The sequence below is a fragment of the Marinobacter sp. L-80 genome (assembly GCF_056859395.1).
Window position 1 is genome coordinate 102,995 of the sequence record NZ_JBSXOI010000070.1, and the last position, 17,377, is coordinate 120,371.

At 57.6% G+C, this 17,377-nt stretch carries 12 protein-coding genes; all 12 read left to right on the plus strand.

Annotation, left to right across the window (positions count from 1 at the left end; all coding sequences use genetic code 11):
* Positions 1 to 24: 24 nt before the first annotated feature.
* The 12 genes from AC13E3_RS13605 (at position 25) to AC13E3_RS13660 (ending at position 17,250) form a co-directional block, all read left to right on the plus strand.
* Entirely contained in the window at positions 25 to 1,596 is a 1,572-nt protein-coding gene (locus AC13E3_RS13605) for a sigma-54-dependent Fis family transcriptional regulator (RefSeq protein ID WP_482902190.1), read from the plus strand.
* A complete protein-coding gene (gene vasI, locus AC13E3_RS13610) occupies positions 1,593 to 2,240 on the plus strand; it encodes a type VI secretion system-associated protein VasI (RefSeq protein ID WP_482902129.1) in 648 nt (215 codons plus the stop codon). The genes AC13E3_RS13605 and vasI overlap by 4 nt, the downstream gene beginning before the upstream one ends.
* 34 nt (positions 2,241 to 2,274) lie before the next feature.
* Positions 2,275 to 3,711, plus strand: coding sequence for a type VI secretion system protein TssA (gene tssA / locus AC13E3_RS13615; RefSeq protein ID WP_288367158.1), 1,437 nt, complete (start codon positions 2,275 to 2,277; stop codon positions 3,709 to 3,711).
* A gap of 32 nt (positions 3,712 to 3,743) precedes the next feature.
* A complete protein-coding gene (gene tssM, locus AC13E3_RS13620; protein WP_288367160.1) occupies positions 3,744 to 7,337 on the plus strand; it encodes a type VI secretion system membrane subunit TssM in 3,594 nt (1,197 codons plus the stop codon).
* A gap of 117 nt (positions 7,338 to 7,454) precedes the next feature.
* On the plus strand, positions 7,455 to 9,533 hold the full coding sequence (locus AC13E3_RS13625) for a type VI secretion system Vgr family protein (RefSeq protein ID WP_405417427.1): 2,079 nt from the start codon (positions 7,455 to 7,457) through the stop codon (positions 9,531 to 9,533).
* A complete protein-coding gene (locus AC13E3_RS13630; RefSeq protein ID WP_008175739.1) occupies positions 9,533 to 10,399 on the plus strand; it encodes a DUF4123 domain-containing protein in 867 nt (288 codons plus the stop codon). Before AC13E3_RS13625 ends, AC13E3_RS13630 begins: the two co-directional genes overlap by 1 nt.
* A complete protein-coding gene (locus AC13E3_RS13635) occupies positions 10,392 to 13,259 on the plus strand; it encodes a toxin VasX (protein WP_405417425.1) in 2,868 nt (955 codons plus the stop codon). The genes AC13E3_RS13630 and AC13E3_RS13635 overlap by 8 nt, the downstream gene beginning before the upstream one ends.
* On the plus strand, positions 13,234 to 14,109 hold the full coding sequence (locus tag AC13E3_RS13640) for a hypothetical protein (RefSeq protein ID WP_008175742.1): 876 nt from the start codon (positions 13,234 to 13,236) through the stop codon (positions 14,107 to 14,109). The genes AC13E3_RS13635 and AC13E3_RS13640 overlap by 26 nt, the downstream gene beginning before the upstream one ends.
* Positions 14,110 to 14,129: 20 nt before the next feature.
* Positions 14,130 to 14,579, plus strand: coding sequence for a DUF4124 domain-containing protein (locus AC13E3_RS13645; RefSeq protein ID WP_227497864.1), 450 nt, complete (start codon positions 14,130 to 14,132; stop codon positions 14,577 to 14,579).
* Positions 14,580 to 14,656: 77 nt separating this feature from the next.
* Positions 14,657 to 15,511, plus strand: a complete 855-nt coding sequence (locus AC13E3_RS13650) for a DNA ligase (protein ID WP_008175746.1) — start codon at positions 14,657 to 14,659, stop codon at positions 15,509 to 15,511.
* A gap of 115 nt (positions 15,512 to 15,626) precedes the next feature.
* Positions 15,627 to 15,884, plus strand: a complete 258-nt coding sequence (locus tag AC13E3_RS13655; protein ID WP_008175748.1) for an HP1242/YdcH family protein — start codon at positions 15,627 to 15,629, stop codon at positions 15,882 to 15,884.
* A gap of 100 nt (positions 15,885 to 15,984) precedes the next feature.
* On the plus strand, positions 15,985 to 17,250 hold the full coding sequence (locus AC13E3_RS13660; RefSeq protein WP_008175750.1) for a glycerophosphodiester phosphodiesterase family protein: 1,266 nt from the start codon (positions 15,985 to 15,987) through the stop codon (positions 17,248 to 17,250).
* Positions 17,251 to 17,377: the final 127 nt, after the last annotated feature.

Here is a 17,377-nt window from a genome sequence, read left to right on the forward strand (position 1 = left end):
TTAGGGAAGAGAACCATGGGACGGATGCAGATGGAACTGCACACCGGAATCGACCTGGCGGTGGCCCTGATCCAGCAAGACAACCTGCCGGATCTGCTGAAAACCGCCACAAGACAGCTGGAAAACGCCTTCGGCCTGACCCGCTGCTGGGCACTCGAACTCGACCTCAGTGGCCGGACCCTGCACTGCAGCGACCTCGCCGAACACGGCGAATTCGACTGCGGTGACTTCAGCCACCCCTTTGCCCACGTGCTGCAAACCGGCAAAGCCCGGGAACTTACCCGTGCCGCCAGCTACCGCCTGGACCACGTCGGCTTCCAGGCCCTGTTTGAGGCCAGCGACCGGCCGCGTTCCCTGTGGCTTGAGCCCCTCACCGGTAATGACGGCCGAACCCTGGGGGTGCTCGTACTGTGTCGGGACGAACCCGACTGGGACGGCATTACCGGCCAGCCTCTGTATTGTGGCCTACGGCAACTGCTGGTTCATCAATGGATTACCCAGCTTCAGAGCCGTGATCAGGTCTGGCAGCGTCGCCTGCTCAAGCGCTCACTGGATCATCTGCACGACGCCGAAACCGTTCGCACCCGGTGCGAACAACTGGCCCGAACCCTGGTCGGCAACTCCCAGGTCATGACCAGCCTCCGGGCCCAGATCGTCCGGGCCGCCGGCAGCCAACTGTCCGTTTTGGTGCAGGGTGAAACCGGCTGTGGCAAGGATGTGGTCGCCCGCGGTATCCATGAACTGTCCGACCGGGCCGACGGCCCGATGGTGGTGGTCAACTGCGCCGCGATTCCCGACACCCTCCTGGAAAGCGAACTTTTCGGGCATACCAGGGGAGCGTTCTCAGGCGCCGACCGGGACAAGCAGGGGCTTCTGGCACAGGCCAACGGCGGCACCCTGTTCCTGGATGAAATCGGCGACATGCCCTTGGCCCTGCAGTCGAAGCTGCTCCGGGTGTTGGAGAGCCGTCAGTTCCGCCCACTGGGCGCCCGTGAGGAACAGCACTCCGATTTTCGCCTGGTAGCGGCCACCCACCAGCCGCTGCAGGCAGGTATCGAAGACGGCAGCTTCCGGCGGGACCTGTTTTATCGCCTGAGCCAGTTTCCGCTGCGGGTGATGCCCTTGCGGGAGCGCCCCGAGGACCTCGAAGCCCTGAGCCGTCACTTTATCCGCCTGTATACCGAGCGTGAGGGTAGCGGGCCCATGGGCATTTCCAGCCACGCTCTGCACCTGCTGGCTGGATACGACTTCCCGGGCAATGTCCGTGAGCTGCGCAACATCATTGAACTGGCCTGCCTGCAGACCCCGGGCGGGGATGATATCCAGCCGGAAGTTCTGAGGATTAATGACCTGTTTGAAGAGCCCGATGGCTGGACCCGCGCACCCTCGGATGCCAGAGACAGAAATCCCGTTGATCTACCTGCTGTGGAAGAGGTCCGGGATCTTAAAGTCGCGGCACAGGCCTTTGAAGCGGCAATTATTCGCGAGCGTCTGCGCCAGTATGGTGGCAACCGGGCCCAGGCGGCAGAAAGCCTCGGCCTGCCAAAGCGGACCCTGGCCCACAAGTGTCTCAAGTACCGGGTGACAGAGTCATGATTCCCCGAAGAGTGCGATTAACCGGTGGTATTGCAGCGGCATTGGCGCTGCTTTCGCTGGTCTCCAATGCCAGCGCTGACCAGCTTGAAGATGCCCGACTCTGTACCAGTGAGCCCCAGCGACTTGAACGGCTGGCCTGCTTTGACGAGGTTTTTGGTACTCACCTGGCGGCATCCGGCGAGGAACTTGCGGCCCCGGATGCCCGGCGATCCGAGCGATGGCGACAGGCCTACGCCAGCCTTGATGCAGAAAATGCCGGTGCCGGTGTGCTTTACCGGAATACCGGGCGAGCAGCTGGCCACCTGGTGACGGTTCCGGCTCTGGGCGTTCAACCTCCCAGACCTCTGCTGGCCCTTCAGTGCTACAACAACATCACGGAACTCACGCTGATGCTGCCCGAGGCAATGGACGAGCAGCGGATTCGGCTGGGGTTTGGCCGGGGACAGACCGTCTGGCGGGTGCGGGACAACGGTTTCGTGCTCAGCGGCGGCCGGGGACTGCCAGCCATTCGTACCGTGAAAGCCATGATCGACGGCACAGAGGCGCGCATTGACTCGCCCAACGGTCGCATTGATGGCCTGCTGTTTGATCTCTCGGGATACCGCCGGGCCATCGAACCGCTACGCGAGACCTGTGGCTGGTAAATGCCGGCTGAACACAGCGATTCAGGACAGCAACATGCAGATCATTGAGCAACATCCCTACGTTGAACAGGTTGTCTCACCATTGCCCGGCGATTCCGGTGTCGGCGAGGCACTCGGAGACGATGCAACGCTCGAGTCTCTGGAAAACGAGATCATGAAGGTGGGCTCTCTGGCCCATACCGACATCGACTGGAGCAAGGTTGAAAGCGATGCCCTGACGATTCTCTCGGACCGCAGCAAGGATCTGAAAGTGCTCGGTTTTCTTCTGGTCGCCCTGCAACGCGGTGGTGATGGTGAACGGTTCGCCCTATCCCTGTACCTGCTGCACCGGGTGCTGGACGAATGGTGGGAGCAGGCCTGGCCCTACCCTGGAGAGACGGGCAAGCGGGCACGCAAGATGATGTTCACCCAGATGCTCCAGCGCGCCGGCAAGGGCGTCGACGCCCTGGCGTTTGATGGCAGTGTTGGCGACGGTCGGGCGTTCTGCCTTGAACTTCTGGCGAGATTGATGGACCAGGCCGCTGGCCGGGAATTGCCCGAGGAGTCGCTGCAGGATCTTAAACGGGCGGTTGAAAAGCTGCCCAGGGTTAACGACGCCGCGGCAGCCCCCGAAACCCGTCCGCAGGCAGGGCAGGTCAGCCAGGATTCGCGAACTGAAACGCCAGAGCAGAAACCTGCACCGTCGAAGCCTTCCCTGGGGGCACTCACCCTGGACCCGGGCGACGAACGAGCAACCCGGCAGAGTCTTCTGAAAGTCGCGGACATGCTCACCGAAACCGGGCCGGACCAGCCTCTGGGGTACCAGGTTCGCCGTTACGCTATCTGGCAGAACATCACCACGGTACCGCCGACACGGGACGGAAAGCGCACCGATCTTGCCGCCGTCAGTGCCGATCGGGTGGCTGACTATCGCGAAGCCCTGGAAAAATCCGCCGACCTGGCGTTGTGGCAGAAAATCGAGCAGAGCCTGTCGGTCAGTCCGTTCTGGCTGGACGGCCATTGGTTAAGTGCCCGGGTAGCGGCGGCCCTGGGCCACCACGCCTGCGCTGAGGCCATCCGTGTGTCCGCAAAGGAGTTTGTTGAGCGCCTTGCCCAGTTGCCGGAGCTCACCTTCAACGATGGCACCCCGTTCCTCTCCCGGGAGGCGGAAGAGTGGCTCTGGTCCGCGCCGGCGACCGGTGGTTCCGCCGGCAGCGCCAACGCCTGGGAGCAGGCTTATGACAAAGCCCGGGAGCTGGCCGGGCAAAAGGGGCTGGCTGCCGGGATGCAACTTCTGGAGGACGGGCTGGCGGAAGCGAGAGAACCAAGAGACCGCTTTTACTGGCGCCTTGCCAGCGCCCGATTAATGAAGGACTCCGGCCTGAAATCACTGGCCACGCAGCAGATTCAGGATCTGCAAATGCAGGTGCGCGGGCTGGCTCTCGAGAACTGGGAGCCAGCCCTGATCAGGCAGCTTGAAAAGCTGGGCTGATACCCGGAACACACCAAGGAATCACAGCAGGAATGGACACCATGTGGAGAAAAGCTTTACTCATCGGTCGCTGGCTTCTGCCATACCTCAAAAACGCAGCCCCGGTCACCCTGGTACTGGGCATTATTGCCTTGGTGGTGGCCACCTGGTGGCTGGGGCCACGCTGGGAGCTCAATGGTGAGTTTCCATTGGCGGCCTGGCAGATGCGGGCCGTGGTAACCCTGGGCGTTGTGCTGGTCGTGGCCATGGTGTGGGGCATGATGCTGGCGCGCCGCCTGCGCAAGGTGAACGTCAGGCAGGCGGAAGCGCAGAAGGAACAGGAAGATCCGATTCTGCCCATGGAGCGCAAGCAACAGCGCCTGCTGGATCGCCAGCTGGCGGCCCTGAAAAGCAACCTCCCCGGCCGCAAAGGCATTTACCGGCTGCCCTGGTATCTGGCGATGGGCCTTGAGGATGCTGGCAAGACCAGCCTGATTCAACGCTCCGGGCAGACCTACACGCTCACCAACGTAACCCGCAACAATCGAATGGATCGCAATGCCTTCGGTTTTGACTGGTGGATCGGCGATAAAGGCGTGCTGATCGATCCGGATGGTGAACTGCTGAGCCAGAGTCAGGGGGAGGGCGCCGGCGCGGAGATCCAGCAGCGTCTTTGGCATCATTTCATCGCCTGGCTGGAGCGAAATCGTCCTCAACGCCCTCTGAACGGGGTGGTGCTGGCCATAGATCTGGCCAGTCTCAGCGTGGCAGACTCCGGCCAGAGGCGGGACCGGGCCATCCTGTTGCGCACGCGCCTGCGGGAACTGATGGAGCAGATCGGCTCCCGCCTGCCCGTTTATGTCACCTTCACCAAGATGGACCTGCTTTACGGATTTGGCCCGCTGGTGCGGACCCTGAGCAAGCAGGACAAGGAGCAGGCCCTGGGCTTTACCTTCAGCCTCGAAGGCCAGATGGATAACGACGATTGGCTGAACCAGTTCGCTGACCGATACACCGCCATGGTTGAGCGGCTTACCGATCGCTTGCCGGATGTTCTGGCCAATACCCGGAATGCCGAGGAGCGGGCAGCGGCCTACTCCTTTACCCGCCAGCTTGCCGGCCTTAAGCCCGTTCTGGAGCAATTCCTGACCGACCTGCTGTCTGCGGATGTGTTCTCGACACCGGCGATGGTCCGCGGCACCTACTTCACCTCGGTGTTGCAGGAGGGTGTCCCGGAGGATGCCTTTGTCTCAGCGGCTGCTGCCAACTACCAGATTGCAGGGCCCATTCAGCCTGCTCAACGGGCAGGGCAGTCCGCCAACCTGTTTACCCGGGCACTGTTCCCCGAGATCATCTATCCGGAGGCTGGCCTGGCCGGTGACAACCGACGGGTGATTCAGTCCCGGCAACGCCGGCTGGCCGTGGCCGCCGTGGTGGCTGTTTGTGCCGGAGCGGGTATGACAGCCGGCTGGCAGCATTTCTTTATCAAGAATGCAGAGGCCGCGACCGCCGTGGAAACCCGTGTGCGGGGATTCATCGATAACTGGCAGCCGGTGGGTTTTGAGCCGGACAATACCGGCCGAAACCTGCTCGGCCCGCTGGATGAACTTCGTGAGGCGACCCTGGCCTTTGGCGACCACCGCCGGAACTGGCCGTTGCTCAGTGATATGGGCCTATACCGTGGCCATGAGGTGGGCCCGGAAGTTGAGGAATCCTACCTGGATATGCTGGCATACCAATATTTGCCAGCCCTGATGTTCGGTGTGATGGCCGAGATGGGTCAGGCGCCGGACAATAGCACTGAGCGCCTGGAGCATCTGCGGGTGTTGCGCATGCTGTATGACGCCAGTGGTCGTCGGGACGATATTGTTACCCGCTACATGCAGAACCACTGGCAGGAGGCGTTCCCCGGCCAGAGTGAACTGCAGCAGCGGCTACTGGGTCATCTGGACTATGCCATGGCGCATACCGATCTGGCACAGCTAACTCGCCAGGGCGATGCGGTTGCCGATATGACCCTGGCGCCGTTTCGTAGCAGTGTCGAGTGGGCACAACATGAGCTTGGTCGGATTGCCACGCCAGACCGGGTCTATCGGGATCTGGAAATTGAAGCAGAACAGGAATTCCGGGCACCGTTGGAACTGGCCCGGGCATCCGGGCCGGCATTCAGCACGGTGTTCACCCGGCTGGATGGCTATGGCGAGCCGTCGGACTCGGGAGCAGCGGTGGAAGAAGACCCATTGACCATCCCCGCGTTGCTGACCCGGGAGGGACTGGAAAAATGGTTCCTGCGCAAGTCCGGCTCGGTAACGGAGCTGGCTCTGGTGGACGCCTGGGTGCTGGGCCGCCGGGACAACGTCGATTTTAGCAAGGCGGATGAAGCCAGGCTGCTGGCCAGTTTGCAGACCCTCTATGCCGAGCACTACGCCGAGGCCTGGCGTACTGCCTTGAGCCGCATTGATATTCAGCGATTTGAGGACCTGAACCACGGCGTACGTATTCTGGAGAGCCTGACCAGCGGCCACGAGCCCCTGGCAAGCCTGCTCGGGCAGGTTCGCCATAACACGCGTCTTGTACCTTCGGCAGAAGGGGAGAGTGCTGCGGCCCGGGAGCTTCTGGAGCAGTCGCCCCATTTCCGCATGCTGCAGGATATTGAACGGCAGTTTGCGGAGCTCAACCAGTTGACCCGAAAAAATGGCGATCAGCCAACCGGGCTTGAACAGATCATGCTGGTGGTCGCGGAACTTCACGAGTACATGCGCAACATCCAGGAAGCGCCAGACAAGGGCAAGGCTGCGCTGGCCGCTGCCCGGGCCCGCATGGGCCTGCAGGGAGCCGACCCGATCTTCACCCTGCAGCGCATGGCCGACAACCAGCCGGAGCCCCTGAACCGGCTGCTGACCCGGTTGGCCACGGAAAGCTGGCGGGTGGTTCTGGACCAGGCGGTGGCGCAGCTCGAGCATGAGTGGTACCGCGAGGTGTATCAGCCCTTCCAGCAGAATCTGGCCCGCCACTATCCCTTTAATCCGGACTCCGGGCGGGATGTTGCACTGCAGGACTTTGAACGGTTCTTTGCCCCGGGCGGCGTATTGGACGCCTTCTATCAGGACAACCTGAAACTGTTCCTCGAGGATCACCCGGAACAGGTGGGCGATGCCCGACGTGCCGGCCTGGTGCGCGGTGCGGTACTGACGTCATTGGAAAATGCCGATCGAATCCGCAGGGCCTACTTTACCCGGGGTGGTTCGCTGGATGTGGAGTTCGCGCTGGAACCGCTCAATCTCTCAGCCAACAAGCGCCGCAGCGTGGTCAATGTCGACGGCCAACTGGTGGAGTTCAGCCATGGCCCGCGCCAGAGCATTCCGCTGGTCTGGCCTAATACCCTGCGGGACTCTGTTGAGAGCCGTATTACCCTGGTGCCGGTTCAGGTGAACCGTTCACCCCGCAGCCTCTCGGAAAGCGGCCCATGGGCTCTGTTCCGACTGCTCGATAAAGCCGACATTACCGGCGTGAGCAGCAGCGCGGTCGATGTCCGGTTCCGGGTTGACGACGGGGAGATGCGTTATCGCCTCCACGCGGCCAGCAATACCAACCCGTTCACAGAGCAACTACTTGCGGGGTACCGCATACCCCGCAGCTTGTATTAAACTCTTTCAGCATACCAGGGCCGCCCTGATGAGAGCAGGACGCTTTCATCAGGGTTGAGCCTTCGCACAGGATGGTGCGAAAGCCCGGATTTTCTTTTTTCTTCAGGGACCGAAGACATGCCCCAGGCAAGCGGACTGCAATTCACCGCCACCATTGGCGAATACTCCTCTGACCACTTTTCCGTTGTTGGCTTTGCGCTGACAGAACGGCTGTCCGAGCTGTTCCAGGGACGCCTTGACCTGGCCAGTACCGATCCGTCTGTTGTCGCCTCGAAGGTGCTGGAGCAACCAGTGGATCTCGTGATCTGGCAGGACCGGGCACCGCTGCGTCGCTTTACCGGCGTGGTCAGCGAATTCGCTCGAGGCGATTCCGGCCATCGGCGTACCCGCTACGAACTGGTTTTCCGTCCGCCGCTCTGGCGCCTGGCGCTGATGCACAACAGCCGCATTTTCCAGAACCGGGGCACGGATGAGATTGTGCGTACCCTGCTGGAGGAGCGGGGGGTTGTCGATACCGTCTTCGACCTTGAACGCCGCCCAGAGGAGCGGGAATACTGCGTACAGCATCGTGAAAGTGATCTGGCCTTTGTTGAACGTCTGGCTGCCGAAGAAGGCTGGCACTACCGCTACCAGCACGGCAGCCTCGATGGTCAGGAGCCACCGGCCCTGGTTTTTGCCGATCATCATCGCGATTCGCCACGGCTCGAAGCCGTCCCCTACAACGGCAAAGCAGGGGGCAGCACCCGAACGCCCTGTGTGTTCCGGTTCGCGTACCGAGAGCGGGTGCGCCCTGCTTCGGTCGCCATGAAGGATTACACCTTCAAAAACCCGGCCTACGCCCTGATGCATGAGCAGTCTGGCGATCAGCTCGTCCACCGGGAGGATTACCAGCACTACGACTACCCCGGCCGATTCAAACAGGATGCCAGTGGTCGGCCGTTCACTGAAGCCAGGCTTGCTGCCCTACGCAGCGATGCCAGCACCACCTTTGGTGAAAGCAATCGTCCGGACTTTGCACCTGGTGCCAGGGTGCCGCTGACCGACCACGACAACGAGGCTGTGAACCGCGACTGGCTTCTCACAGCGATCACCCATACTGGCTCACAACCCCAGGCCCTGGAAGAAGAGGGTGGCAGCGAACCGACACGCTACGGCAACCACTTTACCGCCATCCCCGCAGACCGCAGCTGGCGGCCCGTGTGTGAGCACAAACCATTGATGGACGGACCCCAGATGGCCATGGTGACCGGCCCGGAAGGCGAAGAAATTCATTGCGACCAATACGGCCGGGTGAAAGTGCGCTTTCCCTGGGATCGCTATGCGTTAAATGATCAACACAGCAGTGCCTGGCTCCGGGTCAGCCAGGGTTGGGCCGGCGGCCAGTATGGTTTCACCGCACTGCCGAGGATCGGCCATGAAGTGATCGTTTCCTTCCTGGACGGCGATCCGGACCAGCCGATCATCACCGGCCGGACTTGGCACGCCACCAACACACCGCCGTATTCGCTGCCGGAACACAAAACCCGCACCACCCTGAAAACCAAAACCCACAAGGGCGAGGGCAGTAACGAGCTTCGGTTTGAAGACGAAGCCGGCGAAGAACAGATCTACGTTCACGCCCAGAAAGAACTGGCCCTGATCACGGAGAACAACCGCACTGAAGTCATCAGGAACGATCGCCACCTGACCGTGGGCAACGACCGCAAGGCCCACATCAAAGGCAGTGACCACGCCACGGTGAACGGTGAAAAACGGGAGAAAACCGGCAAAGACCGTAGTTTCAACGTCACTGGTACGTTGCACCTGAAAGCCGGCACGGCTTGGCTAACCGACTGTGGCACCGAACTGCACATCAAGGCCGGCCAGAAAACCGTTATTGAAGCCGGTGCGGAAATCACCCTCAAGGCCGGTGGCAGTTTCGTGAAGATCGACCCCAGCGGTGTGGCTATGGGTGGCGCTGCCATCAAGCTGAATGCCGGAGGTTCGCCGGGTAAGGGGAGTGGGCAGAAGGTTCAGGTGCCGGAGATGCCGGGGTTGGTGGAGAAGAATGGGGGGGCTGTTGCGCCGGTGGCCCTGCCGGAGACACAGCAAAGACCGATGGCCAAGTCCGACCAGATGCGCGCCATCAAGAATGCCGCGAATCAGGGTAAGGGAATTTGCCAGGTCTGCTCACCAGAATCACAAGGTGCGATCTGATGGGGCATCTGGCTGGACTTCCCGGTGAGGGGAAGACGTTCATTCTTATTGATGGCGCCAAAGTAAATAATCTGCCCCAAGTTATTTATCGTGAGATCGAAACACCTCATTGTGATGCGCTCTACAGGCAAACGGAGCTTGCCGACCTATTGGAAGTTTCACCGTGGCTGGTTGAAACGGGAATAGATAGCTCGCTGACACTTAAATGCTTCAATGATTGGAAACATCAGGGTGTTGCCATCGTATTGCGGGCTGACTGCCACTTCGAAGAGGTCATGCAACACTTGCGTGGATTGCTTATGGCGAGGTTGGTCACGGGAGATGAGGTTGTTTTCCGGTTTTATGATCCTGAAATCGCGCGGCACCTGTTGAAGCTGGATTCGTCAGGTGAAAATGTGAGGCGATTGATGGGGCCTTGTAGTCTGTTTGCCATTCAGGATCGCCGCACTGGTGAGTGGGAGTATTTTCATAATGATCAGCCCAGTAGTGAGCGGCAGGCTGAGAGGTTAAGCATTCGTGAGGAACACCAGGTTGCCATGGAAAGAGCGGCGGAACGGACGGCCCTCAGGAAACTCGAACTTCACGTTGCAAACTACTTTCCCCATTTGCTTCACAAAACGGATACAGATGGGAAGGATTGGGGGATGGTCTCTGCTTTAGTCGATGCGGCGAAAGCGCGGGGACTCTGTAGTACCCGAGATATTGCGCTGTTTATCAATACGATTGGCTGGCTTGGACACCAGGCATTCGACGACAGTGAAGTACAGCTTCTGTGGAAAGAGAATTCCGCAGCGCCAGGCAAAGCCATAGCGCGAATTGCAGAATTCGCCGAGAAAAAGTCAACGGAGGGACTGGTTCATGGGTAGCGCTAACAGCTCAGCGTTTATACAGGGTGCTGATGACATAGACTCAGCGGCACAGATGTGCCCGCTCCAGTTCAAAACCGTTGCGTTGTATCCGGTACGTTGGGCGATCAGTCAGGAAGAAGTAGCGCTGCCCCCTCACTTCCGACCGCCCACCGTTGCGCTTGAAACCACGCATTACTGTGTACGAAAACTAACGCCCGGTTGGGTGTATATGTTCTCCGAAGTATTCGGAACGCTGCATGAGTATCGTGTTGACGAACAAGGCGAGTTGACAGAAGTGCAGCCGGGGTTCAACTCGGTTCTTTTTTCCGCTGTGGACGCAGAAAGCGCTTTGCCCGCCTTACATCACCCTGCGGAAGGAAAAGTTTTTCTTAAGTTTGTGCAGCATCGATGGACTTCCCGTTTGCAGGAACTTGTACGCACGGATGCGGAAATTCGCGAAGAGCACATGCAGCCGTTCGACTTGCGAAGCCTACCTGGAAGAGGTGAGGCCGTTAATATCAGTGAAACTGAAGCGATAAGCGAGGTGGTTGAAGATTTTCGATCAGAACCGTTGGATTTTGAATGGAGTCTGACCACCTTAATGCATGGAATCGGTGAATCGGATTTGCAGGGCCAATGCAAAAAAGAAACTGAATTTTCTTACTGCGTTGCTCTTGAAGACGAAATCGGTATCACATCTGATTTGAGTCAATTGCATGCTCTTTATGTGAATCTGATTACGAACTATGCCGAGGAGAACGCATACGCCTATACAACCGCCCAGATGGTAGATGCGCTCATTGCCCGTGAGGCTGGCAAAAAGGAATCGCCTGAGGACCAGCAGGAAACTGCTGAGGAACTTAAAGAACGAGTTCGTTCAGAGGAAAAAGACGCATTCGTCGAAAGCTACCACAAGCAGCTTGAAAAGTATGACCACGCTCGAACATTGGTATTCGATGATTGGAAGCGATGGATTGATTCTGACCAACTGGCCAGGAAGCTGGAGCTCAACGACTGTTACTGCGCCGAAGGGTTCAAGGCGGTTGAGCAGGAACTGGCAGATATATTGGATGGCTACGTCAGTTCGGAGAAAGGTAAGGAAGACTCTGAAAATTGGTTAGCTGCTGATGAGGGCGACGCGGGTACGGTTGGGAACATGTTAAAAACCGTCCTGTTCCTCGCATCTGCTACCAACGGCATGACCGAAAAACTGAAAGGCCTGCCCGGCTTTGACTATGGCAGCCTAAAGATCGTGGATAGTATCTTCGATATGCCTGCCTATGTGCAGGTGAGCACCGCCACCGATACTCTGATGCTGGAATTTGCCGCTCCCGCTGCCAAGATGGGCACCTGGGCGAAAGACCCTCAAACTTGGCCGCAGTGGAGAAAGTGGACCAGGGCCGTCCAGCGACGTTATGGCATTGATGTCCACCGACACGGAATAACATTGAATACCGCGGCCGACTTGCTCCACGAGGTCCACCGTAAATCATTGGAAGGGGCCGGCCATAATCTCTCAGAACTTGCAATGACACCCCTGGCCGCCGGAATGGCGGATGCACGTATCAGGGCCTACCTGAACAGGGCACTGATCGACGTATTCCACCTGACCCCGGACTTCAAGGACAACCCCTTTGGCTGGCTTCATACCCGTCTGGACCCGGTAGTTGAAAGCATCAAGCAGAATAGGGGCAAGTTCATCGGCGCCGTGACTTTCTTCCACGCGATTAATCTGGCAAACCTGTTTTCTGGGTTGGATAAGACTCGGAAGGACGTGATGATTGGCGATAGGACAGCTATTGACCGGTGGGGGGCTGTTTTGTCCGGCCTATGGAGCGTCGGCGAGGGCGTTGTTAATCTCAGTGGAGTATTAGTCAAGGAGGAATATGCCAGAGCCTTGGGGGCAAGTCTCTCTGCGGCTGGTGCCAGGGTTTCGGTGGCTTTTAATGGGCTAAGGTTTGTTAGCAAGGTCGCAGATATTACGGTGAGTCTTGCGAGAATCAGCCTAAAGCCCCTTCCTTACGTCGGTGTCATACTGTCAATAGGTCTGGAAGGCTGGACGAGCCACAAGGCTCTGAACACAGGCCATTACGCAATGGCGTCGCTATCCGGGGTCCAGATTGGGCTGAGTATCGGCATCACTTACCTGGCGTCTTTGGCAGTAGCGGGCGCCGTTACCGGGGCGGGTTTACCCGTTGTGCTTGTGGTGGGTTCAGTACTGGTCGCGATCTCTTTCGTCATCAGTATGGTACAGCTATATATAGCCCGATCTAGGATCGAGGATTTCATTTCACTGTCATTCTGGGGTAACGCGCCTACATTGCGGTACTGGGATGAGCAATCCAGGCCATCAAGCGCAGAGCTTCTGGAAGATAGCCGAACCATTGTTTCTCAGGGTGAGGGTGTCGATGTCAGGCGATATTTCGAAGCGGAACTGGATGGATTCTACTATTTGCTGTTCTCCCCCCTGGTAAAGATAACTGAGTACATGCCCAAGCATTGGGCGGTAACCCAACAGGGTGAGCAGCGAGTTCTATCAGAATTCACCAGTCTCATCGTGCATTTTCCAGGTTACATTGAAGGTAACTGCGCTGTCTCCATCAAGCTTTTCGTGGCTAATAGAAACTGGTTAGTGGAGAACGAGTCGAGGGAAATCACAGATCTGTTTAATAGAACAGCGAGGATAGACTCCACTTCGCAGGGCTTAATGTATCGGTTCACGCACTACAATCACGATAATTGGGAACAGCTCGAAATGCTGATCGAGTATGAGAAAGACGGCAGGAGCGTAACGGGTGAAAACGGGCTTAGAGTCATTCTGGATAACAACGATGTAGAGGAACTGGGTATCGATGAAAGACTTGCCTTTGAAGTGTGATTTTCCGGACACGAACCTGGAACAACAACTGGAAAAGAAGCTGTACCGAACCCACGGAGCGCGGCTTGCTAGTCCGCCGGCACGAAAAGTGAGGGGGGTGTCCGATTCGTCGGAAAAGATGGAGCACAGTTTTGCCTGCATCGGTGAACGTTTCGTGGACATTCGCACTGCCTTAATGTCTCTTCGCTCAGGCTTGCCAGCAATCATCAATATTTTCATGATTATTGTTATGGTATTGGGTTGGGTTATTAGCTTTTTTTATTCAAAAGCACTGTTTGCGATGTTGATTGCTTTTGGGCCAGTCTGGGTGGCCGTCTATGTGTTCGAAATTTTTCTTCCCCTCACGTTGCCCGTCCGGATCGACCGAAAGGAAGGATTTGTTTACGTAGGGCATAGAGGGACGTTCTACCGGATTCCTTGGGACGAATTGGAAGTGACCTTTTCTTACAACTGGCAATATTTAGGCTCCGGGGTTGTATGGGAACGACAGTACTACGCCCACCTTTTTATGCGGGAAAAGCATTACTTTTGTGGAAAGCCCCCAAAGATGCCCCTGCAGCGGAAAAAAATATCTTCCGGTTTTAAAGAAGAACGTATTTACCAGAAATGGAATTTTATTGTCAGGTATTATGATGAAGGAACCACTAGAGAGGACTTCGATAATCTTGCCTGGGTTAATTACGATTTCTATAAAGAGGATCTGAAAAAGAAATCAATTGGGATCAAAATTGTTGAGTGTTTGGGGGTCATTTTATTTGTTCCGAGTATTATTTGGTGGAATTTTACCCCCTTTAAATACAAATGGCCGAAGGAAATTGAAGCCATTTTCGGTAAAGCCAATTACTACTAGCCATTGAAAAGGAATTCGCGGTGTCTGTAAAAATCGCTCTAATGCTCCTCTGCCTTATTCCCCTCTCCACAAACGCCGGCGTCTACAAATGGGTCGATGCCAACGGTCAGACCCATTTCGGGGACCGTCCACCAGCTCAGGCAGCATCAAGTGAAGTTACGGTAAAGGCCGCCCCGGCCAGCGTGGATGCGGGAGCCCGGGAGCGGCATCAGAAGATGACCGAGTTTCTGGAGCAGCAGCAGGAAGAGCGTGAGACGCGGCAGGCTGCCAATGCCAAAGCCGAGGAGAAGGCGGAGAAGCAAGCCGAGCTGTGCAGAAAGCTTCGGGCGCGCCTCAAGTTTCTTGCCAGCGTTTCGACCTTCTACAACATCAACGATCAGGGCGAGCGGATTTATGTCAATGAGGCCGAGAATACCCGTATTCGTGAGGATTTCCGGGAAAAGGTGAGGAGCACCTGCGGAAACGACTAATACGCGGATGCTGACCAGGGGCGGAAAGGAAAGTCTGACCTCTGTAGGAAAAAGCAACTGAGAGCAAAGGAATTGCCATGCCGTTTCGATTGTTCAGCGCCGCGCTGCCGGTGCTGATTTCCCTTCTGTTTTCCCCCGTGGCGGTAGCGAAACAGCCCGAGCTGACACTCGCCAACGTGTATCAAAAGGGCATGCCGCTGGACGGCTACTGGTTCAGTGAAAAGCTCGACGGGGTGCGAGCATACTGGACTGGCGAGCGATTTCTTTCCCGTGGCGGTCATGAGTATCGGGCACCCGGTTGGTTCACCAGAGGGTTTCCGGCACGTCCCCTGGACGGTGAGCTCTGGATGGGGCGGGGCCGTTTTGCGGAATTGTCAGGGGCGGTGCGTCAGGTGGTGCCCGATGACAACGATTGGCGGCGGATTCGGTTCATGGTGTTTGATCTTCCGGATAAGGAGGCAACCTTCGACCAACGTTTGGCCCGGCTGCGTGTATTAATCCAAGAGGTTGAATCACCCTACATGGCGCTTGTCGATCAGCAACGGGCGAGCACCCATGAGAAACTGATGCAGCGTTTGGATAAGATCGTCGACGGCGGCGCAGAGGGTTTGATGTTGAAGCTGGGGTCCAGTCATTACCGAAGTGGGCGCTCCGATGATCTACTGAAAGTAAAACAGTATCAGGATGCCGAAGCGGTGGTTGTTCATCATCTGCCGGGAAAGGGCAAATACGAGGGGCTGATGGGGTCACTGCTGGTGGAGTTGGACGATGGCAGGCGATTCCGGATTGGTACGGGGTTCAGCGATTCCGAGCGAGCGTCTCCTCCGAGACCCGGAACCACGATTACATTCAAGCACTATGGCCTCACAGCCACGGGGCTGCCTCGCTTTGCCAGCTTTCTCCGTATCCGGAATGATGAACCTGCGCGGTAATTGAGCGCACAGGCTCACTGGCGCTTGACGGGGGTCAAGACTGGCAAGCGCAGCTAGCCATACACTGGAATGAGTCAAATACATCTCATCCCCCACAGTCATGGAGACTGCGCGAATGTCCCTCGAAAAACACGATCTGATTCACGAACTGCCGGAATCCAAAGAAGCCATTCATCTTTTGAAAACCAACAGCACTCACTTCGCCAAGCTGTTTGACGAATATCATGAAGTGGACCATGCCGTTCATCGCGTTGAAACGGGCGCTGAAAACACCTCCGATGAGTATCTGGAAAACCTCAAAAAGAAGCGGCTGAATCTGAAGGACCAGTTGTTTGCCATGATTCGCGAGTATGAGGCTTCGGCGGCTAGCTGAGGGCAACCTGCCAGATAATCCAGCATCGGCTGTCAATTGGCCGTAATCCTCCTTGGGGAGACTGTTGATAGGGTATCATCGGTCTCACAAGGAGGAGGTTATGATGTTACGGATCCTTTCGGGGCTGGTGCTGTGCTCGGTACTTTCCCTGGTACAAGCGGCGACCGTTGAAGAGCTCTCCCCGCAATCAATTGCGCTGGCGCCTGAACAGTCGGAGCCCTCGGTCCATCTGGGACCACGGCCTTTCTGGCTGGTTGGTGCAATGGACGACAGTCCGCTCAAAGAGCGCCTGCAAGCCTGCAATACCGACACTGTCGAGAAAACGGATTTCTCCATCGGCCATCGTGGCGCGCCCCTGCAGTTTCCCGAACATACCCGTGAATCCTACATTGCGGCAGCGCGCATGGGTGCGGGTATTCTGGAATGTGATGTCGCCTTCACCAGGGATCGGGAACTGGTTTGCCGACATGCCCAGGACGACCTTCATACCACCACCAATATCGTTGCCGTCCCTGCATTGAACGCCAAGTGTACCCAGCCTTTTGTGCCCGCCGATCCTGCCACGGGCACGCCGGCACAGGCCGAGTGTCGCACCAGCGATATCACTCTGGCCGAGTTCAAGTCACTGGAGGGCAAGATGGATGCCCACAACCCAATGGCAACCACGCCGGAGGAATACCTGGCTGGCACCGCAGACTGGCGCACTGATCTCTACTCCAGCCGGGGCACCTTGATGACTCATCAGGAGAGCATCGAGTTGTTCAGGGCTCTGGGCGCGAAGTTCACTCCGGAATTGAAATCACCGGTGGTTGCTATGCCCTTTGAGGGGGATTACAGCCAGCAAGACTATGCCCGCCAAATGATCCAGGATTACATCGATGCCGGTGTGCAGCCGGAAGACGTCTGGCCCCAGTCCTTCAATTTGAAGGACGTTCTTTTCTGGGTAGACGAGATGCCGGAATTTGGTCGGCAAGCAGTCTTCCTCGACCAATCTGAGTCTACCCTTGTGAACGCGTCCGCAACCTATATGGCTTACCTTAAAAGTAGGGGTGTGAACATTCTGGCGCCGGCGCTCTGGAAGCTGCTGACTCTGGACAGCCAGAGGCAAATCGTTCCGTCCCGGTACGCGGAGAATGCGCGCGAAGCCGGCCTGGACCTGATTGCCTGGACCGTTGAGCGCAGCGGTCCGCTGGAAAAGGGCGGCGGCTGGTATTACCAGACGGTGACCGATGCCATTAACAACGACGGCGACGTGCTCACCGTGATCGATGTTCTGGCCCGTGAGGTAGGTGTGATTGGGGTTTTCTCGGATTGGCCGGCGACAACGACCTTCTATGCCAATTGTATGGGGTTGTCTAAGCATTGAGGTAGGGACGGCGCAGCGCCAAGTTGGCCCCCCGGAGAGAATGTGAATCTATGGCCTGTTTCTCCGGAGGACAGACAATAGCGCTCCTGAGCTCTTGTTCACTTAAAAGTCTTGTTCATTATTAATG